This is a genomic window from Saccharothrix coeruleofusca, assembly GCF_017876325.1.
GTDB lineage: Bacteria > Actinomycetota > Actinomycetes > Mycobacteriales > Pseudonocardiaceae > Actinosynnema > Actinosynnema coeruleofuscum.
Window position 1 is genome coordinate 7,057,159 of record NZ_JAGINV010000001.1, and the last position, 25,389, is coordinate 7,082,547.

General features: G+C 72.5%; 25 protein-coding genes. 13 read left to right on the top strand and 12 right to left on the bottom strand.

Annotated features, from left to right (window positions below; all coding sequences use genetic code 11):
• Positions 1-116: 116 nt before the first annotated feature.
• Genes JOF41_RS32700 through JOF41_RS32710 form a run of 3 tightly spaced genes read left to right on the top strand, consistent with a single transcriptional unit; the run spans position 117 to position 2,961 of the window.
• Positions 117-1,121 carry a FecCD family ABC transporter permease gene (locus JOF41_RS32700; protein WP_209623667.1) on the top strand — a complete coding sequence of 335 codons (1,005 nt, stop codon included), beginning with the start codon at positions 117-119 and terminating at the stop codon, positions 1,119-1,121.
• Entirely contained in the window at positions 1,118-2,167 is a 1,050-nt protein-coding gene (locus tag JOF41_RS32705) for a FecCD family ABC transporter permease (RefSeq protein ID WP_189221226.1), read from the top strand. Before JOF41_RS32700 ends, JOF41_RS32705 begins: the two co-directional genes overlap by 4 nt.
• Positions 2,164-2,961 carry an ABC transporter ATP-binding protein gene (locus tag JOF41_RS32710; protein ID WP_189221225.1) on the top strand — a complete coding sequence of 266 codons (798 nt, stop codon included), beginning with the start codon at positions 2,164-2,166 and terminating at the stop codon, positions 2,959-2,961. The genes JOF41_RS32705 and JOF41_RS32710 overlap by 4 nt, the downstream gene beginning before the upstream one ends.
• Before the next feature lie 33 nt (positions 2,962-2,994).
• Here JOF41_RS32710 and JOF41_RS32715 read toward each other — a convergent pair whose 3' ends face one another.
• Positions 2,995-3,801, bottom strand: a complete 807-nt coding sequence (locus tag JOF41_RS32715; RefSeq protein WP_209623668.1) for a (2Fe-2S)-binding protein — start codon at positions 3,799-3,801, stop codon at positions 2,995-2,997.
• Positions 3,802-4,143: 342 nt separating this feature from the next.
• Between JOF41_RS32715 and JOF41_RS32720 the strand changes: the two genes are divergently transcribed.
• Entirely contained in the window at positions 4,144-6,699 is a 2,556-nt protein-coding gene (locus JOF41_RS32720) for an ATP-dependent Clp protease ATP-binding subunit (RefSeq protein ID WP_189221223.1), read from the top strand.
• Positions 6,700-6,820: 121 nt separating this feature from the next.
• Here JOF41_RS32720 and pcp read toward each other — a convergent pair whose 3' ends face one another.
• Entirely contained in the window at positions 6,821-7,465 is a 645-nt protein-coding gene (gene pcp / locus JOF41_RS32725) for a pyroglutamyl-peptidase I (RefSeq protein ID WP_209623669.1), read from the bottom strand.
• A gap of 18 nt (positions 7,466-7,483) precedes the next feature.
• Between pcp and JOF41_RS32730 the strand changes: the two genes are divergently transcribed.
• On the top strand, positions 7,484-8,455 hold the full coding sequence (locus JOF41_RS32730; protein ID WP_209623670.1) for an endonuclease/exonuclease/phosphatase family protein: 972 nt from the start codon (positions 7,484-7,486) through the stop codon (positions 8,453-8,455).
• 9 nt (positions 8,456-8,464) lie between these two features.
• On the opposite strand, the gene JOF41_RS32735 is transcribed toward JOF41_RS32730, so the two are convergent.
• From JOF41_RS32735 to JOF41_RS32755, 5 genes are all read right to left on the bottom strand, one after another.
• Positions 8,465-9,034, bottom strand: a complete 570-nt coding sequence (locus JOF41_RS32735) for a hypothetical protein (protein ID WP_209623671.1) — start codon at positions 9,032-9,034, stop codon at positions 8,465-8,467.
• Complete coding sequence (locus JOF41_RS32740; RefSeq protein ID WP_209623672.1) at positions 9,031-10,500, bottom strand: serine hydrolase family protein; 1,470 nt, start codon at positions 10,498-10,500, stop codon at positions 9,031-9,033. The genes JOF41_RS32735 and JOF41_RS32740 overlap by 4 nt, the downstream gene beginning before the upstream one ends.
• A gap of 117 nt (positions 10,501-10,617) precedes the next feature.
• Positions 10,618-11,421, bottom strand: a complete 804-nt coding sequence (locus tag JOF41_RS32745; RefSeq protein ID WP_189221219.1) for an SIR2 family NAD-dependent protein deacylase — start codon at positions 11,419-11,421, stop codon at positions 10,618-10,620.
• Positions 11,418-11,738, bottom strand: coding sequence for an antibiotic biosynthesis monooxygenase family protein (locus JOF41_RS32750; protein ID WP_189221218.1), 321 nt, complete (start codon positions 11,736-11,738; stop codon positions 11,418-11,420). The genes JOF41_RS32745 and JOF41_RS32750 overlap by 4 nt, the downstream gene beginning before the upstream one ends.
• A gap of 10 nt (positions 11,739-11,748) precedes the next feature.
• Positions 11,749-13,233 (bottom strand): M1 family metallopeptidase, encoded by a 1,485-nt coding sequence (locus JOF41_RS32755; RefSeq protein WP_209623673.1) that lies wholly within the window; start codon positions 13,231-13,233, stop codon positions 11,749-11,751.
• Positions 13,234-13,250: 17 nt separating this feature from the next.
• Here JOF41_RS32755 and JOF41_RS32760 point away from each other — a divergent pair, with 17 nt between their 5' ends.
• A complete protein-coding gene (locus JOF41_RS32760) occupies positions 13,251-13,994 on the top strand; it encodes an alpha/beta fold hydrolase (protein ID WP_209623674.1) in 744 nt (247 codons plus the stop codon).
• Positions 13,995-14,026: 32 nt separating this feature from the next.
• On the opposite strand, the gene JOF41_RS32765 is transcribed toward JOF41_RS32760, so the two are convergent.
• The 4 genes from JOF41_RS32765 to JOF41_RS32780 all read right to left on the bottom strand — a co-directional run bounded on the left by JOF41_RS32765 (position 14,027) and on the right by JOF41_RS32780 (position 17,785).
• Positions 14,027-14,899 carry an HhH-GPD family protein gene (locus JOF41_RS32765; protein WP_209623675.1) on the bottom strand — a complete coding sequence of 291 codons (873 nt, stop codon included), beginning with the start codon at positions 14,897-14,899 and terminating at the stop codon, positions 14,027-14,029.
• 37 nt (positions 14,900-14,936) lie between these two features.
• Positions 14,937-15,428 (bottom strand): beta-class carbonic anhydrase, encoded by a 492-nt coding sequence (locus JOF41_RS32770; protein WP_189221214.1) that lies wholly within the window; start codon positions 15,426-15,428, stop codon positions 14,937-14,939.
• An 88-nt stretch (positions 15,429-15,516) separates the two neighbouring features.
• Positions 15,517-16,620, bottom strand: coding sequence for a LacI family DNA-binding transcriptional regulator (locus JOF41_RS32775; protein ID WP_209623676.1), 1,104 nt, complete (start codon positions 16,618-16,620; stop codon positions 15,517-15,519).
• Between the two features lie 121 nt (positions 16,621-16,741).
• Complete coding sequence (locus JOF41_RS32780; protein WP_189221212.1) at positions 16,742-17,785, bottom strand: LacI family DNA-binding transcriptional regulator; 1,044 nt, start codon at positions 17,783-17,785, stop codon at positions 16,742-16,744.
• Between the two features lie 225 nt (positions 17,786-18,010).
• On the opposite strand from JOF41_RS32780, the gene JOF41_RS32785 reads away from it, so the two are divergent.
• From JOF41_RS32785 to JOF41_RS32795, 3 genes are all read left to right on the top strand, one after another.
• The gene (locus JOF41_RS32785) at positions 18,011-19,267 is read left to right on the top strand and encodes an extracellular solute-binding protein (protein ID WP_189221211.1); all 1,257 of its coding nucleotides are present in this window, start codon (positions 18,011-18,013) and stop codon (positions 19,265-19,267) included.
• Between the two features lie 98 nt (positions 19,268-19,365).
• On the top strand, positions 19,366-20,244 hold the full coding sequence (locus JOF41_RS32790) for a carbohydrate ABC transporter permease (RefSeq protein ID WP_209624596.1): 879 nt from the start codon (positions 19,366-19,368) through the stop codon (positions 20,242-20,244).
• On the top strand, positions 20,244-21,140 hold the full coding sequence (locus JOF41_RS32795) for a sugar ABC transporter permease (RefSeq protein WP_189221210.1): 897 nt from the start codon (positions 20,244-20,246) through the stop codon (positions 21,138-21,140). The genes JOF41_RS32790 and JOF41_RS32795 overlap by 1 nt, the downstream gene beginning before the upstream one ends.
• A 44-nt stretch (positions 21,141-21,184) precedes the next feature.
• Here the strand turns inward: JOF41_RS32795 and JOF41_RS32800 are convergent, their stop codons facing one another.
• Positions 21,185-21,487 (bottom strand): hypothetical protein, encoded by a 303-nt coding sequence (locus JOF41_RS32800; protein WP_209623677.1) that lies wholly within the window; start codon positions 21,485-21,487, stop codon positions 21,185-21,187.
• A gap of 103 nt (positions 21,488-21,590) precedes the next feature.
• On the opposite strand from JOF41_RS32800, the gene JOF41_RS32805 reads away from it, so the two are divergent.
• From JOF41_RS32805 to JOF41_RS32820, 4 genes are all read left to right on the top strand, one after another.
• Positions 21,591-22,691 (top strand): ABC transporter ATP-binding protein, encoded by a 1,101-nt coding sequence (locus JOF41_RS32805; RefSeq protein WP_189221208.1) that lies wholly within the window; start codon positions 21,591-21,593, stop codon positions 22,689-22,691.
• A 149-nt stretch (positions 22,692-22,840) separates the two neighbouring features.
• Entirely contained in the window at positions 22,841-23,716 is an 876-nt protein-coding gene (locus JOF41_RS32810) for a metal ABC transporter solute-binding protein, Zn/Mn family (protein WP_189221207.1), read from the top strand.
• The gene (locus tag JOF41_RS32815) at positions 23,713-24,555 is read left to right on the top strand and encodes a metal ABC transporter ATP-binding protein (RefSeq protein WP_209623678.1); all 843 of its coding nucleotides are present in this window, start codon (positions 23,713-23,715) and stop codon (positions 24,553-24,555) included. The genes JOF41_RS32810 and JOF41_RS32815 overlap by 4 nt, the downstream gene beginning before the upstream one ends.
• Positions 24,555-25,385: a metal ABC transporter permease gene (locus JOF41_RS32820; protein WP_189221205.1), complete on the top strand. Its 831-nt coding sequence runs from the start codon at positions 24,555-24,557 to the stop codon at positions 25,383-25,385. Before JOF41_RS32815 ends, JOF41_RS32820 begins: the two co-directional genes overlap by 1 nt.
• Positions 25,386-25,389 lie beyond the last annotated feature (4 nt).

The following is a 25,389-nucleotide window of genomic DNA, read 5'->3' on the forward strand; positions in this document are numbered from 1 at the left end:
CCGCCCTATGGTTGATCTTGACATCCCGGAGGGCGTGCCCGACGAGCGGCGTCCCCCGACGGTTCGGTTAGGCTTGCCTCACCGGATCAGGTGGTTGTGGAGCGGGGGATCGCGCAGTGGCCGTTCGCACGACCCGCAGACCCCTGGGCCTGCTCCTGATCGGCTCGGCGCTGCTGGCCGCCGCCGTGGCCAGCGTCGCGATCGGCGCCAAGGAGATCCCCCTCGACGCCATCTGGCACGCCCTGGTCAGCCCCACCGGCGTGGAGGACGACCTGGTGGTGCGCGAGCTGCGCGTGCCGCGCACGGTGATCGGCGTCGTGGTGGGCGTCGCGCTGGGCGTGGGCGGCGCGCTCATGCAGGGCCACACCCGCAACCCGCTGGCCGACCCCGGCGTCCTCGGCGTCACCCAGGGCGCGGCGCTCGCCGTCGTGCTGGCCATCTTCACGCTCGGCGTCACCAGCCCGCTGGCCTACGTGTGGTTCGCGTTCGCGGGCGCGCTGGCGGCCAGCGCGGTGGTGTTCGCGCTCGGCTCGGCGGGCCGCGCCGGGCCGACCCCGGTGACGCTGGCGCTGGCGGGCGCGGCGGTCAGCGCGCTGATGCAGGGGCTGGTCTCCGCGCTGGTGCTGCTGGACCGGCAGAGCCTCGACGCGTTCCGGTTCTGGCAGGTCGGCGGGCTGGCCGGGCGCGAGCTGTCGGTGCTGTGGCCGGTGCTGCCGTTCCTGGTGGCGGGCCTGCTGCTGGCGGCGGCGGGCGCGCCCGGCATGAACGCGCTGGCGCTGGGCGACGAGGTGGCCCGCTCGCTGGGGCACCGGGTGGCGCTGACCCGCGCCCTGGGCATCGCGGCGATCACGCTGCTGGTGGGCGGCGCGGTCGCGGTGTGCGGGCCGATCGGGTTCCTCGGGCTGGTCGTGCCGCACGTGGCCCGCGCGGTGACCGGGCCGGACTACCGCTGGCTGCTGCCGTGCTCCGGTCTGCTGGGCGCGGTCGTGCTGCTGCTGGCGGACGTGCTGGGGCGGATCGTCGCCCGACCGGGTGAGCTGGAGGTCGGCATCGTGATGGCGCTGGTCGGGGCCCCGTTCTTCATCGCCCTGGTCCGCCGCAAGAAGCTGGTGAAGCTGTGAAGGGGCACGCCGGGTTCCGCCTCGGCCCCCTCTCCGGGCCGCTGCGCGCGCGGTCGCTGGCGCTGGCGCTGGTCGGGTCCGGGCTGCTGGTGCTGGCCGCGGCGGTCAGCGTCGCGCTGGGCGACTACCCGATCGGCCTCGGCGAGGTGTTCGAGGTGCTGCTCGGCGGCGGGCAGCGCGGCCAGCGGTTCGTCGTCTGGGAGCTGCGGCTGCCGAGGGCGCTGACCGCCGCGCTGGTCGGCGCGGCGCTGGCGGTGTCCGGCGCGGTGTTCCAGTCCATCGCCCGCAACCCGCTGGCCAGCCCGGACGTCCTGGGCGTCACCTGGGGCGCGGCGCTGGGCGCGGTGTCGGTGATCACCTTCGCGGGTGGCCTGAGCGGCCCGCCTGCCCAGGTGAGCGTGCCGCTGGCGGCCCTGGGCGGCGGCCTGCTGGCGGGCCTGCTGGTCTACGGGCTGGCGTGGCGGCGCGGCATCGAGGGCTTCCGGATGGTGCTGGTCGGCATCGGCGTGGCCGCGGTGACCGGCAACCTCACCCAGTACCTGCTCACCCTGGGTGACGTCACCGACGCGACGCGGGCGCTGGTGTGGATCACCGGCAGCCTCAACGGGCGCGGCTGGGAGCACGTCGTGCCGGTGGGCGCGGCGCTGGTCGTGCTGCTGCCCGCCGCCCTGCTGGGCGCGCGGCTGCTGGGCGCGCTGCAGTTCGGCGAGGAGACCGTGCGCGGCCTCGGCGTCCGGGTCGACGGCGCGCGCACGGCGCTGCTGCTGCTGGCCGTGGCGCTGGCCGCGGTGGCGACCGCCGCGGCCGGGCCGATCGCGTTCGTGGCGCTGGTGTCGCCGCAGATCGCGCTGCGCCTGGCGGGCACCGCCACGCCGCCGCTGCTGGGCTCGGCGGTGGTCGGCGGCCTGCTCGTGGTGGTGTCCGACCTGGTGGCGCGCACCCTGTTCGGCGGTTTCGAGCTGCCGGTCGGCGTGGTGACCGCCGTGTTGGGCGCGCCCTACCTCATGCACCTGATCATCCGCAGCCGCCGGGAGGCGAGGGTATGACCGCGGTACGTCTCCAGGCGCGGGAGCTGGCCGTCGGGTACGGCGAGCGCACCGTGGTCGACGGGCTCGACCTCGACGTGGTCGCGGGCACCGTGACGGCGGTCATCGGCCCCAACGGGTGCGGCAAGTCGACGCTGCTGCGCGCGCTGGGCAGGCTGCTGCCCGCCAAGTCCGGCGCGGTGCTGCTGGACGGCAAGCGCATCGACCGCACGCCCACCCGCGAGGTGGCCAGGGCGCTGGCCGTGCTGCCCCAGTCCCCGCAGGCCCCGGAGGGGCTGACGGTGGCGGACCTGGTGGCCCGCGGCAGGCACCCGCACCAGGCCTGGTACCGCCAGTGGTCGGCCGACGACGAGGCGGCGGTGGCCGAGGCGCTGCGGCTGACCGGGATGGCGGAGCTGGCCGAGCGGACCGTGGACGAGCTGTCCGGCGGGCAGCGGCAGCGGGCGTGGATCTCGATGGCGCTGGCGCAGGGCACCGACCTGCTGCTGCTGGACGAGCCGACCACCTACCTGGACCTGGCCCACCAGATCGACGTGCTGGACCTGGTCCAGCGGCTGCACGCCGAGGGCGGGCGGACCGTGGTGATGGTGCTGCACGACCTCAACCTGGCCGCGCGGTACGCGGACCGGCTGGTGGCGATGAAGGACGGGCGGATCGTGGTGCAGGGCGAGCCCTCGCGGGTGCTGACCGAGGAGGTGCTGCTGGAGGTGTTCGGGCTGGACGCCCGCGTGGTGCCCGACCCGGTCTCCGGCACGCCCCTGGTGGTCCCGATCGGACACCGCTACAAGGGGTGAGCGGCCGGGCAGGGGGCAGTGGCCGGGCAGGCGTCAGCGGGGGGTGGTGCGGGGGCAGCCCGCGCAGGCGGTGGCGCCGGGCAGGGTGAAGTGGAAGCAGCAGCTCTCGCGGCGGCGGGCCCAGCCGTCCGGGGTGGGCCGGAAGGTCGAGGCGGCGGTGAACGGGGCCTGCTGCTCGGGCAGCAGCAGCGCCGAGTCGGCCACGCCGGAGTCCTCGTCGCCGCACAGCAGCCCGGCGGTCCAGGCGGCGCTGTCCAGCGCGTCGGTGGCCGCCGCCCACAGCATCCGGCGGCCCAGCCGCACGGTCGTGCCGTAGGAGGCCACGAACGCGGCGGCGTGCGCGGCGAAGCGGGCCCGCAGCAGCGCGGCCAGCGCGGCGTCGTCGGCGACGGCGGTCGCCGACGGGTGGTCGCCCCCGGCGTCGTCGGGCAGGCAGGCGAACTCGCCGGACAGCAGCGCCAGGCCCACCACGTGCGGCCTGCCCTCGTCGGCGATGCGCAGTGCCACATCGGAAGGCCGCAGCGACGGGACGCGGCGGGCGGTGTGGAACAGCACCCCGCCCAGCAGGCCGACCGCGCCCAGGTACCAGCTCATCACGTACCCGGCGGTGGCCCGCTCGTTGGACTCGCCGTGCTCGTCCTCCAGCCACCGCGCCAGGCGGGCCCGCCACTGGTCGAACCGCTCCGGCTGGTCGAGCAGGTCCGCGCAGGTCAGCCAGTCGTCGCCGACGGGCGGGCCGTACCGCACGTCGAGGTAGCCCACCAGTGACGCCGCGCTGAGCAGGGAGTCGGCCACCGGGCTGGAAGCGTCGCGCCGGGTCAGCCTCGCCGGTACGGTCATGGGCAAACAGGTCCTCGTCGTCGCGCTAAGGTTTGCCTTACCTTAGCCGCAGGTCCCCCCGAGGCGGTGGTGACGGCTGTCACAGCCCAGGCGGTCGGGTCGCGTGTTGTTCGCGCTCAGCGGACACCGCCCGATCCGTGGAATCTGCCAGGCAGATCGCGCGTTCCCACTGGTGTCAGAGATCCCCGAAGACGACTGCCTGCGAACGGGAACTGAGAGCGACGGGGCTGACGACTACAGTGGTCCCACGGTGCCGCGCTCACCGTGCGCATACCGAGGCGGACAACAGGGGTATGCCAGCGGTGAGCCGAGGACCGCCGGCGCAGCAGTCAGGGAGTGCGAATGTTCGAGAGGTTCACCGACCGCGCGAGGCGGGTGGTTGTCCTGGCCCAGGAAGAGGCCCGGATGCTCAACCACAACTACATCGGCACCGAGCACATCCTCCTGGGGTTGATCCACGAGGGTGAAGGTGTCGCCGCCAAGGCGCTGGAGTCGTTGGGGATCGCGCTGGAGGGCGTCCGCCAGCAGGTCGAGGAGATCATCGGCCAGGGCCAGCAGGCCCCGTCCGGCCACATCCCCTTCACCCCGCGCGCCAAGAAGGTGCTGGAGCTGTCGCTGCGCGAAGCGCTGCAGCTCGGGCACAACTACATCGGCACCGAGCACATCCTGCTCGGCCTGATCCGCGAGGGCGAGGGCGTCGCCGCCCAGGTCCTGGTGAAGCTGGGCGCGGACCTCAACCGCGTCCGCCAGCAGGTCCTGCAGCTGCTGTCCGGCTACTCCGGCGGCAAGGAGCCCGCCGAGTCCGGCGGCCGCGGCGAGGGCACCCCGTCCTCCTCCCTGGTGCTCGACCAGTTCGGGCGCAACCTGACCGCCTCGGCGCGGGAGGGCAAGCTGGACCCGGTGATCGGGCGCACCAAGGAGATCGAGCGGGTCATGCAGGTGCTGTCCCGCCGCACCAAGAACAACCCCGTCCTGATCGGCGAGCCCGGCGTCGGCAAGACCGCCGTGGTCGAGGGCCTGGCCCAGATGGTGGTCAAGGGCGAGGTCCCGGAGACGCTCAAGGACAAGCAGCTCTACACCCTCGACCTCGGGTCGCTGGTGGCGGGCTCGCGGTACCGGGGCGACTTCGAGGAGCGCCTGAAGAAGGTGCTCAAGGAGATCCGCACCCGCGGCGACATCATCCTGTTCATCGACGAGATCCACACCCTGGTCGGCGCGGGCGCCGCCGAGGGCGCGATCGACGCCGCCAGCATCCTCAAGCCGATGCTGGCCCGCGGCGAGCTGCAGACCATCGGCGCGACCACGCTGGACGAGTACCGCAAGTACGTGGAGAAGGACCCGGCGCTGGAGCGGCGCTTCCAGCCGATCCAGGTGGGTGAGCCCTCGCTGGAGCACACCATCGAGATCCTCAAGGGTCTGCGCGACCGGTACGAGGCCCACCACCGGGTCTCCATCACCGACTCCGCCCTGGTCGCCGCCGCCACCCTGGCCGACCGGTACATCAACGACCGGTTCCTGCCGGACAAGGCGATCGACCTGATCGACGAGGCGGGCGCGCGGATGCGCATCCGCCGGATGACCGCGCCGCCGGACCTGCGCGAGTTCGACGAGAAGATCGCCGACGTGCGCCGCGACAAGGAGTCCGCGATCGACGCGCAGGACTTCGAGCGCGCGGCCAAGCTGCGCGACGCGGAGAAGCAGCTGCTCGGGCAGAAGGCCGAGCGGGAGAAGCAGTGGAAGGACGGCGACCTGGACGTGGTCGCCGAGGTCGACGACGAGCAGATCGCCGAGGTCCTGGCCAACTGGACCGGCATCCCGGTGTTCAAGCTGACCGAGGAGGAGACCACCCGGCTGCTGCGCATGGAGGACGAGCTCCACAAGCGCATCATCGGGCAGGTCGACGCGGTCAAGGCCGTCTCGCAGGCCATCCGCCGCACCCGCGCCGGTCTGAAGGACCCCAAGCGCCCCTCGGGCTCGTTCATCTTCGCCGGTCCGTCCGGTGTCGGTAAGACCGAGCTGTCCAAGGCGCTGGCGAACTTCCTGTTCGGCGAGGACGACGCCCTGATCCAGATCGACATGGGCGAGTTCCACGACCGCTACACCGCCTCGCGGCTGTTCGGCGCCCCTCCCGGCTACGTCGGCTACGAGGAGGGCGGCCAGCTGACCGAGAAGGTGCGGCGCAAGCCGTTCTCGGTGGTGCTGTTCGACGAGATCGAGAAGGCGCACCAGGAGGTCTACAACACCCTGCTGCAGGTGCTGGAGGACGGCCGCCTGACCGACGGTCAGGGCCGCACGGTGGACTTCAAGAACACCGTGATCATCTTCACCTCCAACCTGGGCACGTCCGACATCAGCAAGGCCGTCGGGCTGGGCTTCACCTCCGGGCAGGACACCGCGTCGAACTACGAGCGGATGAAGAACAAGGTCAACGACGAGCTGAAGAAGCACTTCCGGCCGGAGTTCCTCAACCGCATCGACGACATCATCGTGTTCCACCAGCTGACCCAGGACGAGATCATCAAGATGGTCGACCTGATGATCGCCCGCGTCGAGGCGCAGCTGCGGAACAAGGACATGGCGATCGAGCTGACCGACAAGGCCAAGAAGCTGCTGGCCCGTCGCGGCTTCGACCCCGTGCTGGGCGCCCGGCCGCTGCGCCGGACCATCCAGCGCGAGATCGAGGACCAGCTGTCGGAGAAGATCCTGTTCGGCGAGATCCAGCCGGGCCAGATCATCATCACCGACGTCGAGGGCTGGGACGGCGAGTCCGAGTCCGACGACAAGGCCCGCTTCACCTTCCGGGGTGAGGTCAAGCCGACCCGCGTCCCCGACGCCCCGCCGGTCGACCTGGCGGCTTCGGGTGGCGACTCCGGCGAGGCCGACGCCTCCGGCGAGTGAGCCAGCCCGCTCCACGGCGCCCCCGCGGTCCACGGACCGCGGGGGCGCCGCGCGTTACGGGGCCCGCCGGGTAGTGGTCACCGACCCCGGAAGGGGGGTCGGGTAGTACTTGCAGACGCGGTCAGTGCAGGTGGCCCGCGGTGATGGGGAGGTCGGCGGTGGTGGCCAGGCTGGTCCGCACGATGATCTCCAGCGCGTCCACCGTGGTGGCCAGCGGCAGGCTGGGCACGTCGGGCCGGTCGGCGACCTGCTCCGGCGCGTACGGCACGTGCACGAACCCGCCCCGCACGCCGGGGTGCTCGGTGGCCAGCAGGTGCATCAGCCCGTAGAACACGTGGTTGCAGACGAACGTGCCCGCCGTGTACGACACCGACGTCGGGATGCCCGCCGCCGCCACCGCCGCCACGCACGCCTTCACCGGCAGCCCGGTGAAGTAGGCGGCCGGGCCGTCCGGCACCACCGGCACGTCGATCGGCTGCGCGCCCGCGTTGTCCGGGATGCGCGCGTCGTCCAGGTTCACCGCGACCCGCTCCGGCGTCACCCCGGCGCGCCCGCCCGCCAGCCCCGTGGCCACCACCAGCGCGGGCCGGTGCTCGGCGACGGCGGCGCGCAGGACCTCCAGCGAGGAGCCGAACTCGCAGGGCAGCAGGACCGCCCGCAGGCCATCGTCCCGGTCGGCCAGCGCGCGCACCGCGTCCCACGACGGATTGGTCGTCTCACCGCCGAACGGCTCGAACCCGGTGAGCAGGACGACGCTGTTGTTCACTCGGGCAGACTAGACCGCGTGGTTGACACCGAGGTACGCCGTGTCGGGGGTGGGGGCGCGACGTTCCTGCTGGTGCTGCCCGCCACCGCGTTCACCGTCGCGGCACTGGTCAGGCTCCTGGGCATCGACGGCAGCCGCCACCTGCTGGCGGCGACGGCCCTGATCCCGCACATCACGGCCGGGGGCGTGCTGCTGGGCGCGCTGGCCCTGCTGCTGCGCCGCTGGGCCGTGGCCGCGGTCGTGCTGCTGCTGGCCGTGGTGCTGGTCGCGGCGGTCGCGCCCAGGGCGCTGCCGGACTCCCGGCCGGTCGGCGTGGGTCAGCAGGTGCGGGTGATGTCGTCGAACTTCCTGGTGGGCAAGGCCGACGCGGAGGCCGTGGTGGACGCCGTGCGGCGGCACCGGGTGGACGTGCTGGCCATGCAGGAGCTGACCCCGGCCATGGTGGACGACCTGGCGCGGGCCGGGCTGGACGAGCTGCTGCCGCACCGGGTGCACCTGGCCGAACCGGGCGGGTCGGGCTCGGGCATCGCCTCCCGCCACCCGCTGCGGCCACGCGCCCTCACCGCGCCCAGCACGCTGCGGCAGGCGTCGGCGCTGGTGGACCTGCCCGGCGCGGACATCGAGGTGGTGTCGGTGCACCCCATGCCGCCGGTGGTCACCGAGGGGCCGCAGGCGTGGCAGCGGGACATGGCGGGCCTGCCGGGCCGCGACCTCAACGGCCCGGCGCGGGTGCTGGCGGGCGACTTCAACGCGACGCTGGACCACGTGGGGCTGCGCCGCCTGCTGGCCGGGGGCTACGTCGACGCCGCCGACCAGGTGGGCGCCGGGCTGACGCCCACCTGGCCGTCGGAGGGGTGGTGGCCGCCGCTGGTGCAGATCGACCACGTGCTGGTGGACAACCGGTGCCCGGTGGACCGGTTCGAGGTGATCGACATCGCCGGCACCGACCACCGGGCGGTGCTCGCCGAGTTCGTGGTCCCCGACGCCTGAGCGCGGGTGTCAGCCCGCGCAGGTCACGTCGAGGTCCAGGCGGCCGCCGGGCAGGTCCGAGCCCTCGGGCTGGAACCGGGCCGCCGCGGTCAGCCGGGGCGGGGCCACCTGGTAGTCGCCGGGCAGCAGGGCCGCGGCCATCTGCAGGCCGGTGTCGTCGATCTCCACCGACGAGGTGCCGCCCGCGACCAGCGCCACCACCACCTTCGTCCCGGACGAGGACTTCAGCTCCAGCCGGGTGGTGTCGCCCTTGGCCTCGCAGCGGCCGGTGACCTCCGACTCGACCACGCCCAGGCCGGTCAGCGCGAGCTTCATCCGCCCGCGCGCGTCCCCGGTGGGCAGGCCCGAGCGGGCCACCGAGCCGGGGTCCACGGTCGCCGTGATCGGCGCGTCGGAGGTGACCGACGCGATGGTCGGGGGCGTGCCGGTGAACGAGGGCACCTCGCTGAACGCCGGGCTGGCCGGCGGGGGCGGCGGGCTCGGCGTGCCCGCGCCCGCCGGTCCGCCGCCGCTGCTGCAGCCGCCCGCCGCGAGCCCGACCAGGCTCGCGGCGAGCAGCAGCGTCACGCGCTTGTTCATGCGGCGGGCACGGTGACGGTCCGGCAGCCCAGCGGGGTGTGCCCCGCCGAGGTGGCGAGGTCTATCCCGAGCACGCACACCTCGTGCGTGCCGGGGGTGACGGTCGCCGTGTGGTCGAAGCCGTGGTTGATGCCGTAGGCGCCGTAGCCCTGCTGGAGGTCGGGGCGGCTGATCCCGGCGAAGCCCATGTCCTGGGCGACGCCGTCGACCAGCAGGTGCGCGGGCGACTGGCTGCCGCCCAGCTCCGACTCGGCGACCCAGCCGACCACGCGGACCTTGCCCGCCGACGGGGTGACCGAGTCCAGCGAGCCGAACGGCTTCTGCGGCGCGCTCACCGAGCGGCAGCCCAGCTGCGGGTTGCCGTCGCCGTGGTGGATGTTCACGCCGTAGAGGCACACGTTGTGCGTGCCGCCGGGCATCGGGCCGGTGGCGTCGAAGCCGTGGTTCGGGCCGTAGGCGGGGTAGTGCTGGGCCACGTCCGGGCGCGGGTCGCGGACCAGGCCCATGTCGAAGCCGCCGCTGTCGATGAACAGGTGCGCGTAGGTCGGGTCGGCGGTGTCCGGGTCGATGACCCAGCCCTGCGAGCGCACCAGCATCCGCTCGTTGTCCACGGTCACCACGTCCAGCGCGCCGAACGGGTTGTGCTCGGCGGGCCGGTGCACGTAGCCGTCCGGGAACAGCGCCCGCACCGCCCCGGTGACCGAGTCCTGCGTGTACTGGTAGCTGCCGCCGCTGCCCTCCTGGCCCAGCACCACGACGATGTACCGGGAGTCGCCGCCGACCAGGCCCGAGGTGTGGATGGTGCGGGTGTTGTTGGTGCAGCACATCCAGCCCTGCTTGACGCCCAGGACGCCTTCGCGGGGCAGCCCGTCGGGCAGGCCGTGGCGCTGGTAGAAGCCGTCGGTGCCGTGCGAGGTGAACTGCCGCAGCGCGGCCACGATGTGGTCGGCCAGGAAGCCGGGCAGGCCGCCCGCCCCGTTGAGCATCCGCTGGTAGTAGACCGAGATGTCGAACGAGGTGATCTTGGTCAGACCCCACCACGGCGCGCTGGGCGGCGGCTGGATCTCGTTGAGGCCGTAGCGGCTCTTGACCCGGTTCAGGATCGCCGGGCCGCCGTGGTTGGACCAGAACCGGCTGGCCGCGGCGTCGTCGGACGAGCTCAGCATCAGGTCGAGCTGGGTCCAGTCGTACTGGGTCATGCCGAACTCGCCGCGCCACGACCGGTAGAGCAGGTCGTCGGCGATGAACAGCTTCACCAGCGACGCCGAGCCGAAGTGCTGGTGCGCGACCTGCCCGTTGTCGCGGTACTCACCGGTGACCCGGTCCATGTAGCCGATGGCCACGGTGGTGTTGCGGTTGCTGGCGACTTGCCAGGCGGCCTGGACGCGGGCCGCCATGTTCTCGTGGTGCGCGGCGGCGGGCGGCGCCAGCGCCACCGTGACAGCCGCCGCGACGAGCGCTGTCACGCCCGCCTTGACCCGTCTCGCGCCCAACCATCTTGCAGCCAATTCGGTCCCCCATGATCGAGTGGTAGCCGACTCACCTTACGGGGGTACACGCGCGGAAGGGCAGTCCGCGTTGCCTCAAGATCCGGAATCACCGCGAAGTGTGGCGTCGATCGCGTTCAGCGCCTCCCGCGCCCCCATCCGCAGCGCCACCCCCCGCCCGTGCCGCACCTCCGGCTCGCGCGGGTTGATCCGGATCAGGGCCCCGCCCGCGGCGCTGGCCAGCTCCGCCTGGCGGCGCACGGTGGGCACCGCCACGCCCGCGCCGATCTCGATCACCACCAGGTCGCGGCGGGCGCGCCGCCACGCGGTCAGCTCGTCCAGCCGGGCCTGGCTGCGGCCCGCCACCCACGCCCAGTCGCCGAACATGAGGATGTTGGGCCGCGCGAGCCCGCCGCAGTTGCGGCACGACGGCAGCGGCCCGACCGCGCGCATGGTCTCCGGGTCGACCGCCACCTCGACCCCGTCGGCGGACCACACGTCGTCGGTGCACGGCTCGACGCACTGCAGGTGGTGGATCGACCCGTGCACCTCGGCCACGTGCTCGAACCCGGCGCGCTGGAACTGGCCGTCCACGTTGGAGGTGAACACCCGCGCGCCCCACCGGCGCAGCACCGCGAAGCCCTCGTGCGGGGTGGTGGCGCGGTAGAGCGCGAGCCGGTGCCCGTAGAAGCCCCAGGCCAGCTCGGGGTCGTCGGCGAAGTGCACCGGGTCGGCCAGCTCCTCGAACCGCAGCCCGAGCCGGGCGTAGGGCGGGTAGGCCCGCCAGAAGCCCTCGGCGCCGCGGAAGTCCGGCAGGCCGGAGTCCACGCCCATGCCCGCGCCCGCGCACACCAGCACCGCCCCCGCGCCCGCGACCAGCTCGGCGGCGCGCTCGATCACGCCTCGGCGTCGCGCTTGGGCCGGGACTGCAGCACCACCTCGAACTCCAGCAGGTCCGAGCCGGTGCCCACGGGCTTGGCCCGCTCGCCCGAGTGCGCCTCGCGCCCGCTGCCGCCCAGCCAGTTGCGGAAGTCCTCGTCGGTCTCCCAGTGGGTCACCACGAAGTAGCGGTCCTCACCGGCGGTCGGGCGCAGCAGCTCGAAGCCGAGGAAGCCGGGGGAGGAGTCCACCGCACCCAGCCGGGCGGCGAACCGCTTCTCCAGCTCGGGGCCGGAGCCGTCGGGGACGTGGATCGCGTTGATCTTCACCACTGCCATGGCGTCCAACCTACCTGCGCAGCGGACCCGGCCACAGGTGCTCGTCCGGGGGGCGCTGGTCGCCCCGGAACCACGCGCCGAAGAAGCCGTCGAGGTCCTGCCCGGAGATCCGCTCCACGTGCGCCTCGAACTCCGGCCACGAGGCGTTGCCGTCGTGGTGCTCGGCGAGCCAGTCCTTGATCACCCGGTCGAACGACTCCTCGCCGATCTGCCTGCGCAGCGCGTGCAGCGCGAGCTGGCCCTTGTCGTAGACGCCGCGGAACTCGTTGCCCCGCCCCATGTCGTAGAGCTTGCGCGACCAGTACGCGGCGCTGTCCGCGCGGCGCTCCACCTCGGCGCGGTAGCGGGCGTCGAGGTCCGCGCCGCCCTTGGCCTCGTCCCACAGCCACTGCGCGTAGCTGGCGAAGCACTCGTTGAGGCAGATGTCGGCCCAGCTGCGCAGGCTCACCGCGTTGCCGAACCACTGGTGGGCGTTCTCGTGCACCACGGTGTCCAGGTCGGCCCACCCGGCGTAGACCGGCCGGGTCTGGGTCTCCAGCGAGAAGCCGATGTTGTCGACCAGGTAGATCCCGCCCGCCGCGTCGAACGGGTAGGGGCCGAACTCGCCCGCCAGGAACTCCAGCACCTCGGGCAGCCTGCGCTGGTGCTCGCGCCCGCCCTCGGCGCCGGGCGCGTAGGCGTCGACCACCGGGGTGCCGTCGGGCAGCGCCGAGCGCTCCACGGTCCACCGGTCGATCGCGACGGTGGCCAGGTAGGTCGCCATCGGCTCCGGGTGCGACCAGCGGAACGTGGTCCAGCCGTCGGCCTTGGTGCTGTCGCCCTCGACCCCGTTGGAGATCACCGACCAGCCGTCCGGCACGCGCGCGGCGAGCTGGAAGGTCGCCTTGTCGCGCGGGGTGTCGTTGGCCGGGAACCAGGTGGTCGCCGAGTGCGGCTCGCCCGCCGCGAACGCGCCGCCGGAGGCGGAGATCTGCCAGCCGCTGCGGCCCAGGGCGCGGTCCTCGAACAGGGTCGGCTCGCCGCCGTAGGTCACCGAGACGGTGAACTCGGCGTCGCGGGCCAGCGGGGTCGCGGGCGTGATCACCAGCTCGTGGTCGCCCTCCTGGCGGAACTGGGCGGCCTGGCCGCCGATCTCGACCTGGCTGACCACCAGCGCGTAGAGGTCCAGGTTGAACCTGGTCAGCTCGGCCGTGGCGGTCGCGGTGACGCGGGTGGTGCCGTCCAGCCGCCTGGTGGCCGGGTCGTAGCTGATCGCCACGTCGTAGCCGCGCACGTCGTAGCCGGTGTTGCCGTCCTGCGGGTAGTACGGGTCGCCCGCGCCGTCACCGCCCATGGCGTCCACCACCGCCGGGGTGGACGCGGGGGCGGGTGCCGAAGCGGGGGGCGCGGCCGTCGGGGTGCCCTCCTCGGGCAGGCGGGCGACCACCACACCCGCCGCCACCAGCACCAGGGCGGTGATCAGCAGGACGGGGCGCGCCTTGGAGCTGATGGCCATGTCGTCATCATGCACGCATGAGCGTGGTGGAGTTCGGTGGCCGGGGACCGGGCATCCTGCTGCTGCACGGCCTGATGAGCCGGGCCAGCACGTGGTGGACGGTGGCGCGGTGGCTGAAGCCCTACGGCCGGGTGGTCGGCGTGGACGCGCGCGGGCACGGCCGCAACCCCCGGCGGGGGCCGTTCCGCACCGAGGACTTCGTGGCCGACCTGGTGGCCGTGGTGCGGCGCCTGGACCTGGCGCCCGCCGTGGTGATCGGGCACTCCATGGGCGGGCTGCACGCGCTGGCGCTGGCCGCGACGCGGCCGGAGCTGGTGCGCGCGGTGGTCGCCGAGGACGTGGTGCCGGACAACCGGGGCAAGTCCGTCGAGGACTGGCGGTGGTACTTCGACGCGTGGCCGGTGCCGTTCCAGTCGTTGGCGCACGTGCGCTCGGTGGTGGACGTGCCGCGCGTGGAGGAGCTGTTCGAGGAGCGCGCCGACGGCTACCACCTGATCGCGGAGCTGGCCGACCTGTACGAGATCGCGGCCGAGTGGGGCGAGCGGTCCTACTGGGACTTCGTGGACGCCGTGCGGTGCCCGCTGCTGGTGATCGAGGCGGGCAGGCACCCGCTGGCGCCGGGGCAGATGGCGGAGATGGCGCGGCGCGCGAGCGGGCGACACCTGCTGGTGCCCGAGTCCGGGCACGTGGTGCACGACGAGGCCCCGGAGGTCTACCGCGGCGCGGTGGAGGCGTTCCTGAGCGGACTGCCGCCGACGTGAGCGGTCAGCGCTGACCGCTCAGCGGTGACCGCTCAGCGGTGTTCCCCCGGCAGGGCGAACAGGCCGCTCGCGGTCTGCTCGACCAGGCCGTCGACCAGCAGCGAGTGCAGGCAGCGGTCGCGCTGACCCGCGTCCGCCCACACCACGTCCAACCGGGACTTGGCCACCGGCTCGGCGGTGCCGCGCAGCACGTCCAGCAGCAGGCCGCGGACCTGGCGGTCGGTGCCCGCGAACTTCTGCGCCACCTTGACCGGACCGTCGTAGGCGGGGCGGCCGTCGCGCTGCCAGGCGCAGGCGGCCAGCACCGGGCAGTCCGCGCACCTGGGCGTGCGCGCGGTGCAGACCAGCGCGCCCAGCTCCATCAGCGCGGCGGAGTAGACGGCGGCCCGCTGGTCCGGCAGGAGCGCTTCGACGTCGGCGAGATCCCTCGTGGTGGACGGCGGGCCCGCGTCGGCGGCCCCGTGCACGGCGCGGGCGACCACCCGCCGGACGTTGGTGTCCACCACCGGGCACCGCTCGCCGTAGGCGAAAGCGGCCACCGCGCGGGCGGTGTACGCGCCGATGCCCGGCAGCGCCAGCAGGGTGTCCACGTCGTGCGGCACCTCGTCGCCGTGCTGCTCGGCGATGGCCAGGGCGGCGGCGTGCAGGCGCAGCGCGCGCCGGGGGTAGCCGAGCTTGCCCCACGCGCGCAGCACCTCGCCCTGGGTGGCCGCCGCCATCGCCGACGGCGTCGGCCACCTCGCCAGCCACTCGCGCCACACCGGCTCGACCCGCGCGACCGGTGTCTGCTGGAGCATGATCTCGCTGACCAGCACACCCCAGGGGGTGCACTCCGGCCTGCGCCATGGCAGGTCGCGGGCGTGGTCGGCGAACCAGTCGATGAGGACCTCGGCATCCAGGCTCATAGCGCCCCCAGTCTCCCAGACCGGAGGGCGCCCGCCGCTACACCACCTCGGTCAGCTCGCCGGTGTGGACGTCGTAGACGAAGCCGCGCACGGTGTCCCGGTGCAGCAGGAAGGGGCTGTGCCGGACCCGGTTCATCGAGCCGCGCACGCTGTCCTTGACCTCCCGGAACGCCTCCACCGACCAGGTCGGCCGCATCCCGGAGGCCTGCTCCAGCTCGTCCTTGAAGTCGTCCTCGGTCACCAGCTCCAGGCCGCAGTTGGTGTGGTGCACCAGCAGCACCTCGCGCGTGCCCAGCTTGCGCTGGCTCAGCGCCAGCGACCGCAGCATGTCGTCGGTGACCACGCCGCCCGCGTTGCGCAGCACGTGCGCCTCACCCTGCTTGAGCCCGAAGATCTCGAAGACCCTGATCCGGGAGTCCATGCAGGTCAGGATGGCGACCTGCATGGACGGCTTGGGAGAGGAGCGGTCGCCGGGGACGATGTTGCCCAGTTCGGCGTTGCGGCGGAGCAGTTCGTCGATAGCGGTCATGCCTGCCTCCCTCGGTTCCCCAGAATTGGAACGAGATTCCCACCACGTGGCAAGGGGAACCGGGGGCAGATCACGTCACGTCATCCGTTCAGGGGCCGAACCAGCGCTCGTCGGCCGCCGAGCGCGGCGGCGCGGCCGTGGTGCCCCGGATCAGCTCGGTGGCCAGCGTGACGCTGCGCGGGCGGGCCCGCTCGGCCGAGTCCAGCAGCAGCTTGCCCGCCGCCCGGCCCTTCTCCAGCACCGGCTGCCGGACCGTGGTCAGCCCCGACTGCTCGGCTTCCCGGATGCCGTCGAACCCGGTGACGGTGAGGTCCTGCGGCACGCGCAGCCCCCGCCGGTCGGCCTCGGCCAGCGCGCCCAGGGCCAGGATGTCCGAGGTGCAGATGAGCGCGGTGATCCGGGGGTCGCGCTCCAGCACCTGCGCGGCGGCCGACGCGCCGGAGGCGATGGTGTGGTCGAAGCGCTCGACCACCGGCACGTCCTGCCAGTCCACGCCCGCCTCGGTGAACGCCTGCGCCAGGCCCGCCAGGCGGGAGCGCTGGACGTGGAAGCGGGCCGACTGCTGGCGCTCGTGGCTGACGTAGCCGTCGTTGCGGTCCCTGGCCAGCCGCATGCACACCACGCCGACGCGGCGGTGGCCCAGTTCGATCAGGTGCCTGGCCAGCTCGGTCATCGCGGCCCGGTCGTCGATGCCGACGCGGTCGACGTCCTCCAGGTCAGGCTGGTCGCACAGCACCGTGGGCACCGGGCGCTCCAGCACGGCCGCCAGGTGCGGGTCGTCGTCGGGCACCGAGTACACGACGAAGCCGTCCACGCCCGCGCGGTGCACGGCCGCGACGTCCTCGCGCTCGGGGTTCGCGGGCACCAGCAGCAGGCCCTGGCCCGCGTCCTCGCAGGCCAGCGCGAGGCCCTCCAGGAACCCGACCGCCGCCGGGTCGCGGAAGGCGTAGGACAGGTTCTCGGTGAGCAGCAGCCCCACCGCGCCCGCCTTGCGCGTGCGCAGTGAGCGGGCCACCGGGTCGGGGCCGGGGTAACCGAGTCGTCTCGCTGTCTCCAACACCCGGCGCCGCAGCTCTGGGGAGAGCTGGTCGGGACGGTTGTACGCGTTGGACACCGTTGTCCGGGAGACACCCAGCTCAGCCGCAAGGGAAGCGAGCGTCGCCGGGCGTCGCACATGCATCGACCGCGCCATGAAGTGACCGTAACGGTTCAGAACACATTACAGAAGTGGTGGTGACCTGCGTCCCTCCGACCTGTCGTCTGCCCAGGTGAATACCGGTTACGTTCCGGTATTTTGGTTCAGACCAATGTTTTCATCCGGGCGGTGCTGTTGATTCCCGGATCACCAGCTTGGGGCGGAACACCCGCGTGTAGTTCCCGGAGGGCTTGCGACGCCGATCCGGGTCCAGCCGGTGCGCCAGCTCGTCGACCGCCGCGGCGGCCATCTCCTCGATCGGCTGGGCCACCGTGGTCAGCGCGGGGGAGCAGTAGCCCGCCAGCGGGATGTCGTCGAAGCCGACCACCGACAGGTCGCCCGGCACCCGCAGCCCGCGCCGGTGCGCCTCCCGCAGCACCCCCATCGCCATGTGGTCGGAGGAGCAGATGACCGCCGTCGGCGCGACCGCGTCCAGCAGCGCCGACACCGCCGCCGCGCCGCCCTCCGGGCCGAACGGGGCGTGCGCCACGAACTCCGGCTCCGCGGGCAGGCCGTCCTCCTCCAGCGCCGCCGCCCAGCCCGCCCGCTTCAGCCGCGACGGCAGCGACCGCGCGGGCCCGGACACGAAACCCACCCGCCGGTGCCCCAGCTCCACCAGGTGCCGGGTGGCCGCGTAGCCCGCGTGCTGCTCGTCCACGGTCACGTCCGGCACGTCCAGCGACGGCGTGGCCCCGTTGAGGAACACCATCTGCACGCCGTCGGCCAGCAGCTTGGCGTAGTAGCTGGGCCGGGGCGCCTGGCCCAGCGGCACCTCCACGTTGGTGATCTCCGGGGACACGAAGACCATCCCCTCCACGCCCCTGGCCAGCAGCATCCGGACGTACTCCTCCTCGCCCATGGCCGCGCTGCCGGTGGCCCTGGTGTTGCACAGCAGCGAGGAGTAGCCCAGCCGCGCCGCGCGCACCTCCAGCGCCTCGGCGAAGGCCGGGAAGACCGGGTTGGACAGCTCCGGGACCAGCAGGCCGATCACCCCGGTCCGCTGCAGGGCGCCGAGCCCGCGAGGTGTGTAGGGCATCTCCGCCAGCACCGCCAGCACCCGCTGCCGGGTCTCCTCGTTGACCCCCGCTCGGCGGTTCAGCACGCGGCTGACCGTTGAGATGCTGACCCCGGCTGCCCTGGCTATCTCGGACAGTCCGGACACCGCGCCTCCTCGCCTCGACCGTGGGTGACGTGCAGCCTGCCGCCCGTGGCAAATTTTTGCAATTCCCGTCACTGCTACGCCTGAAGGGGGATCGCCGTTACGGCTTGGTTACGTCCCGGCCCTTGACCCGGCCCAGGTCGGCGGTATGAAATCCGCGGCAACATTTACGCAAAATCTTGCAACACCCTCATCGTGATGAGGCCAGCAGGAGGGACGACAGCAACGATGCGACGTACCACCCTCGTGACCGCCACGGCCGCCGGCATCGCGGGCGCCCTCGTCCTCACCGCGTGCGGTGGCGGCGGCTCCTCCAGCGGCAACGCCGGTGAGGTCACCTTCTGGGACACCAGCGGCCCCAACGAGAGCCCGGTGTTCAGCAAGATCGCGCAGGACTGCGCCACCCAGGGCGGCTACTCGGTCAAGACCGAGACCGTCGCCTTCGACCAGGCGCTGAACAACTACAAGACCGCCGCCCAGGGCGGCCAGGGCCCGGACGTGTTCCGCGCCGAGGTCGCCTGGGTGCCGCAGCTGGCCAAGAACGGCCTCGTGGTCGACCTCAGCGACACCGAGCTGGCCAAGGACACCTCGGACTTCCTGGAGACCCCGTTGGGCTCCACCCGGTTCGAGGGCAAGACCTACGGCGTCCCCCAGGTCACCGACTCGCTGGCGCTGTTCTACAACAAGAAGCTGCTCGCCGACGCGGGCGTCGAGCCCCCCAAGACGTGGGAGGAGCTCAAGACCGTCGCCGCCAAGCTCGGCGGCGAGAAGGCGTTCTTCGTCAACAACGACGCCTACTACGCGCTGCCGTTCATCTACGGCGCGGGCGGCGACCTGGTCGACGCCGACGCCAAGAAGATCGTGGTCAACTCCGCGGAGAACGTGAAGGCGCTGGAGACCGCCAAGGGCCTGGTCGACGCCAAGGCCGCCTCCACCGCGCTGGACCCCGGCAACTCCTACAGCAACATGCAGGCCGGGTTCTCCTCCGGCGAGATCGCCATGGTCGTCAACGGCCCGTGGTCGGTGGCCGACTACCTCAAGGGCACCGCGTTCACCGACGCGGCGAACCTGGGCATCGCCCCGGTCCCCGGTGAGACCGAGGGCGGCGGCTCGGCCCCGGTCGGCGGCCACGACTACGTCATCCGCCAGGGCACCAAGGCCAAGGACAACGCGATCAAGCTGGTCGCCTGCATGAGCAGCACCGAGTCCCAGGCGCGGATCGCCAAGGAGCTGGGCCTGCTGCCCACCCGCAAGTCCGCCTACGACAACGCCGACGTCAAGGCCAACCCCGTCGTCTCGGCCTTCGAGCCGGTGGCCACCTCGGCGCACGCCCGCGCGTGGATTCCCGAGGGCGACCAGCTGTTCGCCCCGCTGAAGATCGCCTACGCCGACGTGCTGGCGGGCAAGAAGGACGCCAAGACCGCGCTCGACGAGGTCGCCAAGTCCTACAAGGACCAGATCCTGCCCGAGTACACCACCAGCTGACGGGTTCGCCGGGGGCCGCCCGCCAGGGCGGCCCCCGGCTCGCGCAAGGGAGGCTTTCGGTGCGCAGGTTCCTGGACCGGCACTGGTACGCGTACGCGATGGTCCTGCCGGTGGTGGTGGTCATCGCGGTGCTGGTGCTCTACCCGCTCGCCCAGGGCGTGTTCTTCACCTTCACCAACATCAACGAGGCGAACATCGCCAACCCGATCCTGGACCGGCCCGCCACCTACATCTCGGTGGGCCTGCGCAACTACCTCAACGTGCTCTCCGGCGACCCCAGCTACGGGTCGTTCTGGTCCACGCTGGCGCGCACCCTGATCTGGACCTCCGCCTGCGTGCTGCTGCACTACGGGATCGGGCTCGGCCTGGCCATGCTGCTCAACCGGCCGCTGCGCGGGCGCTCGGTCTACCGGGTGCTGCTGATCCTGCCGTGGGCGGTGCCCGCGTTCATCAGCGCGTTCGCCTGGAAGTACATGTTCAACGCGCAGTACGGGATCATCAACCAGGCGCTGCGCGCGATCGGCTTGCCCGATCCGGTGTGGCTGGGGCAGTCGGACTGGGCGCTGGTCGCGGTCATCATCGTCAACGTGTGGCTGGGCGTGCCGTTCATGATGGTGTCGCTGCTGGGCGGCCTGCAGTCCATCCCCGGCGACCTCTACGAGGCCGCGGAGGTCGACGGGGCCACCCCGTGGCAGCGGTTCCGCCACGTGACGCTGCCCGGCCTGCGCGCGGTGTCCAGCACGGTGGTGTTGCTGGGCATCATCTGGACGTTCAACATGTTCGCGGTCATCTACCTCGTCGCGGGCCAGAACCCCAACACCCGCATCCTGGTGACCTACGCCTTCGAGCGGTTCTTCTCCGGCGCCTCGCGCGACTACGCGGTCGCGTCCACCTACGGCGTGCTGATCCTGTCCGTCCTGCTCGTGTTCGCGAGCGTGTACCGGCGCGCGTTGCGCAGGCAAGGCGAGGTGTGGTGATGTCGGTCGAGGCCGCTTCGCTCCGGACCGTCCCGACCGGGCGGCGACAGGTCAAGCGCGGCAAGCGCGGCAGGGGTGCCAGCGTCGCGCTGCACGTCACGCTGGTCCTGGCGTCGCTGATCGCGGTGTTCCCGGTGTTCTGGGTGCTGGTCACGTCCTTCAAGCCGGACGCGCGGGCCGTGGAGACCACGCCCAAGCTGTTCAACGAGTCCAGTCTGGACAACTACACCCGCGTGCTGTCCGGCGAGAAGGGCGACTTCCTCGCCTGGTTCGGCAACTCGGTGCTCATCGCGCTGCTGACCACGGTGATCGCGGTGTTCCTGTCCGCCACCGCCGGTTACGCGGCCAGCCGGTTCCGGTTCCCCGGCAAGCGGTCGCTGATGCTGTCGTTCCTGCTGGTGCAGATGTTCCCGTTCGCGGTGCTGATCGTGCCGCTCTACAACATCCTGCTGACCCTGGGGCTGCAGGGCACCAGCATCGGCCTGGTGCTGGTCTACTGCACCACCGCGGTGCCGTTCTGCACCTACATGCTCAAGGGCTACTTCGACACCATCCCCGCCGACATCGACGAGGCGGGCCGGGTGGACGGGCTGTCGCCGTTCGGCGTGTTCTGGCGGCTGGTGCTGCCGCTGGCCCGGCCCGGCCTGGCGGTGACCGCGTTCTACGCCTTCCTCACCGCGTGGGGCGAGGTGGCGTTCGCGTCCGCCTTCCTGTCCGCCGCCGACGAGTCCAAGACGCTCGCGGTGGGGCTGCAGGTGTTCGTGCAGCAGAACCGGACCGAGTGGGGCCACCTGGCCGCCGCGTCGATCCTGGTCGCCATCCCGGCCATCGCGGTGTTCTACCTGGTCCAGCGCTTCCTGGTGACCGGCCTGTCCAGCGGCGCCGTCAAGGGCTGACGCCTGCAAGTACTACCCGACCCCCGCGCAACGGCCCTTTTCCACTACCCGTGCCGCGCCCGCCCGGCGCTCGCCCGGACCAGCAGGGTGCCCCGCTGGTCCGGCGCGGGCGGCGCGACGACCTCGGCGGGATCGGTGAACCGGACCGCGCCGAAGATCGAGTGGATGATGTCGAACGACGTCGTGGTGGTTGCCAGGTACTCCGCGGCGTCGGCCGTGACGAAGTCCAGCCCCGGCAGGTGGGACCAGGTCCGCCGAGTGGTGGCGGTGCGGCCGGGAGCCAGGTTGAGGCACCCGCCCCGCGCCCGCTGACACGGGTAGTAGTTGAGTGCGCTCGCACGGTGCACGGGTGGTACTTGCCGGTGCGGAAGTGGACCAATTGCGGTGTTCCCGTAAGCGCTTGCGATGCCTAGCGTGGCGGCAAAGCTTGAAGGTGAAAGGTGCGTCGCAATGGCTGAGGTCGCCTACGTCAAGGCTTCGCGGATCTTCTCCGGCAACCCGCCGGTCCGCGCGGTCGACCAGTTGTCGCTCGATGTCGCCGACGGCGAGTTCCTCGTCCTGGTCGGGCCGTCGGGCTCGGGCAAGTCGACGGCGCTGCGGATGCTCGCGGGCCTGGAGGACGTGGACGAGGGCGCGATCCAGATCGGTGGCAAGGACGTCACGAACGTGCCGCCGAAGGGCCGGGACATCGCGATGGTGTTCCAGTCCTACGCGCTGTACCCGCACATGACGGTCGCGGAGAACATGGGCTTCGCGCTGAAGCTGCGCGGGGTGAACAAGGAGGAGATCAAGCAGAAGGTCGCCGAGGCGGCCAAGATGCTCGACCTCACCAAGTACCTCGACCGCAAGCCGAAGGCGCTGTCGGGCGGTCAGCGCCAGCGCGTCGCGATGGGCCGCGCGATCGTGCGCGAGCCCAGCGTGTTCCTCATGGACGAGCCGCTGTCCAACCTGGACGCGAAGCTGCGCGTGGAGACCCGCGCCAACATCGCCGCGCTGCAGGCCCGGCTGGGCACCACCACCATCTACGTCACCCACGACCAGGTCGAGGCGATGACGATGGGTCACCGCGTGGCGGTGCTCAAGGACGGCCTGCTGCAGCAGTGCGACACCCCGCGCGCCCTGTACGACAAGCCCGCGAACGCGTTCGTGGCCGGGTTCATGGGCTCGCCCGCGATGAACCTCAAGACCGTGCCGCTGACCGCCGAGGGCGCGAAGCTGGACGGCGTCGTGGTGCCGCTGTCGCGGTCCGCGCTGGACAAGGCGGCGGCCGAGGGCCTGTCCGAGGTGACCTTCGGCGTGCGGCCGGAGTCGCTGGGCCTGGTCAGCAGCTCCGAGCAGGGCATGGACATGACCGTGGAGCTGGTGGAGGAGCTGGGCGCGGACGCGCTGGTGCACGGCTCGGTCCGGATCGGCGACGTGCCCGAGCGGTTCGTGGTCCGCGTCGACGGCCGCACCCCGCCCACCCTGGGGCAGACGGTGAAGCTGGCGGTGCGCCAGGCCGACGAGGTGCACCTGTTCCACCCGGAGACGGGTCTGCGGCTGACCGACTGACCGGTTCAGACGATCAGGGCCACCCCCGTTCGGGGGTGGCCCTGGTGTGTTCTTAGCCCGGTCGGTGGACGGTTCGGTGGCGGAGGGTTCTAAACTGAACTCGACAACGGTTTCCATTCCCCCGCCGTCGCCCTGTCGAGGAGTTCCCGATGACCGTCCGCAACACGCTGCTCGGTGCCGCCGCGGTGCTGAGCCTGACCGCCTGCGGCGGTGGTGAGCCCACCCCCGCCGCCGACAGCGACCGGCTGCACGTCGTGGCCTCCACCAACGTGTGGGGCAGCGTGGCCCGCGCGGTCGGCGGCGACGCCGTCGAGGTCCGCTCGATCATCGACGACCCCTCCGCCGACCCGCACTCGTTCGAGAGCGCCCCCGCCGACGTGGCCGCGGTCGCCGAGGCCGACCTGGTCCTGGGCAACGGCGGCGGCTACGACGACTTCCTCGCCAAGCTCGTCGACGACTCCGGCAAGCAGGTCAAGCGGATCGACGCCTTCGAGCTGTCCGGCAAGAGCGACAACGAGCACGTCTGGTACGACCTGCCCACCGTGCGCAAGGTCGCCGACAAGGTCGCCGAGGAGCTGGGCGGGCTGGCCGCCGACAAGAAGGACACCTTCACCGCCAACGCCAAGGCCTTCGGCGAGCGGCTCGACGGCGTCGAGGACGCGCTCGGCCGGATCAAGCCCGCCAAGGTCGTGGTCACCGAGCCGGTGCCCGCCTACCTGCTGGAGGCCGCCGGGGTCGAGGACGTGACGCCCGCGGAGTTCACCGAGGCCATCGAGGAGGAGACCGACGTGCCGGTGGCCGCCCTCTCCGCCACCACCGACCTGGTCGCCACCAAGCAGGTCGCCGCGCTGATCAACAACACCCAGACCGAGAGCACGGTGACCGGGCAGCTGGTGGCCAAGGCGGGCGAGGTCGGCATCCCCGTGGTGGGGATGACCGAGACGCTGCCCGAGGGCGTTCCGGGTTACGTTGAGTGGATGACGAAGCAGGTTGACGAGCTGACCGCCGCGCTCGGGACGAAATGACAGCTCAGATCTCCACGGCGGACCGCCCCACCCGGCAGGGGGCGGTCTCGCTGCGCGGCGCCCGCCTGGCCTACGGCGACCGGGTCCTGTGGGACGAGCTGGACCTGGACGTGCGGCCGGGGGAGTTCCTGGCCGTGCTGGGCCCCAACGGATCGGGCAAGACCAGCCTGATGCGGGTGCTGCTGGGCCTGCAGCCGCTGTCCGGGGGCACCGTCGAGGTCGCGGGCGCCCCACCCGGCCGGGGCAACCGGCGCATCGGCTACATCCCGCAGCAGCGCGCGCTGGACCCGGCGCTGACGCTGCGCGGCCGCGACCTGGTCGGCCTCGGCCTGGACGGGCACCGCTGGGGGCTGGGCCTGCGCGGGCGCGCGCGGCGCCGGGAGCGGGTCGCCGAGGCGCTGGCGTCGGTCGGCGCCACCGAGTACGCCGACACCCCCGTCGGCCTGCTCTCCGGCGGCGAGCAGCAGCGGCTGCGGGTGGCCCAGGCCCTCGTCGGCGACCCGGACGTGCTGCTGTGCGACGAGCCGCTGCTGTCGCTGGACCTGGCCCACCAGCGGGTGGTCAGCGACCTGATCGACGCCCGGCGGCGCGCCGCGGACACCGCGGTGCTGTTCGTCACCCACGAGATCAACCCCGTGCTGCCGCTGGTCGACCGGGTGCTCTACCTGGTCGACGGCCGCTTCCGGGTGGGCACGCCCGCCGAGGTGATGACCTCGGCGACGCTGTCCGAGCTGTACCGCACGACCGTCGAGGTGGTCCGGGTGCGCGGCCAGATCCACGTGGTCGGCGCCCAGGGCGTGTGCGAGGACCAGGCCCACCACGTGGCGGAGGACGCCTGATGCTGTTCGACCTGGCCGAGACGGCGGACCTGCTGGCGCTGGACATCGTCCAGCGCGCCCTGGTCGCCGCGGCCGTGCTGGGCCTGGTGGCGGGCGTGGTGGGCCCGCTGGTGGTGACCCGCAAGATGTCCTTCGCGGTGCACGGCACCAGCGAGCTGGCGTTCACCGGCGGCGCGGCGGCGCTGCTGCTGGGCGTGGGCGTCGGCTACGGCGCGGTGCTGGGCGCGGTGCTCGCCGCGCTGCTGCTGGGCCTGCTGGGGCGGCGCGACACCGAGCGCGACTCGGTGATCGGCGCGGTGCTGGCGTTCGGCCTGGGCCTGGGCGTGCTGTTCCTGTGGCTGTACCCCGGCCGCGCGGCGAACAAGATGGGCCTGCTGGTCGGCCAGCCCATCGGCATCCAGCCCACCGACCTGTGGGTGCTCATCGCGTGCGCGGTGGTGGTGCTGGTGGCCATGGCGCTGCTGTACCGACCGCTGCTGTTCGCCAGCGTGGACCCGGACGTCGCGCTGGCCCGCGGCGTGCCCACGCGCACCCTGAACTGGGTGTTCGCGGTGCTGGTCGGGATGGCCACGGCGCTGGGCGTGCAGGTGGTCGGCGCGCTGCTGGTGCTGTCGCTGATGATCACGCCCGCCGCGGCGGCGGCGCGGGTCACCGCCAGCCCGCTGCGCGCCACCCTGCTGGCCGTGGCGTTCGCCGAGGTGGCGGTGCTGGGCGGGATCGTGCTGTCGCTGGCGCCGGGGGTGCCGGTGAGCGCGTTCGTCACGGCGATCTCGTTCGCCATCTACGTGGTGTGCCGCGTCGTCGGGCGTTCGCGGAATCGGGTGGTTTAGCGCT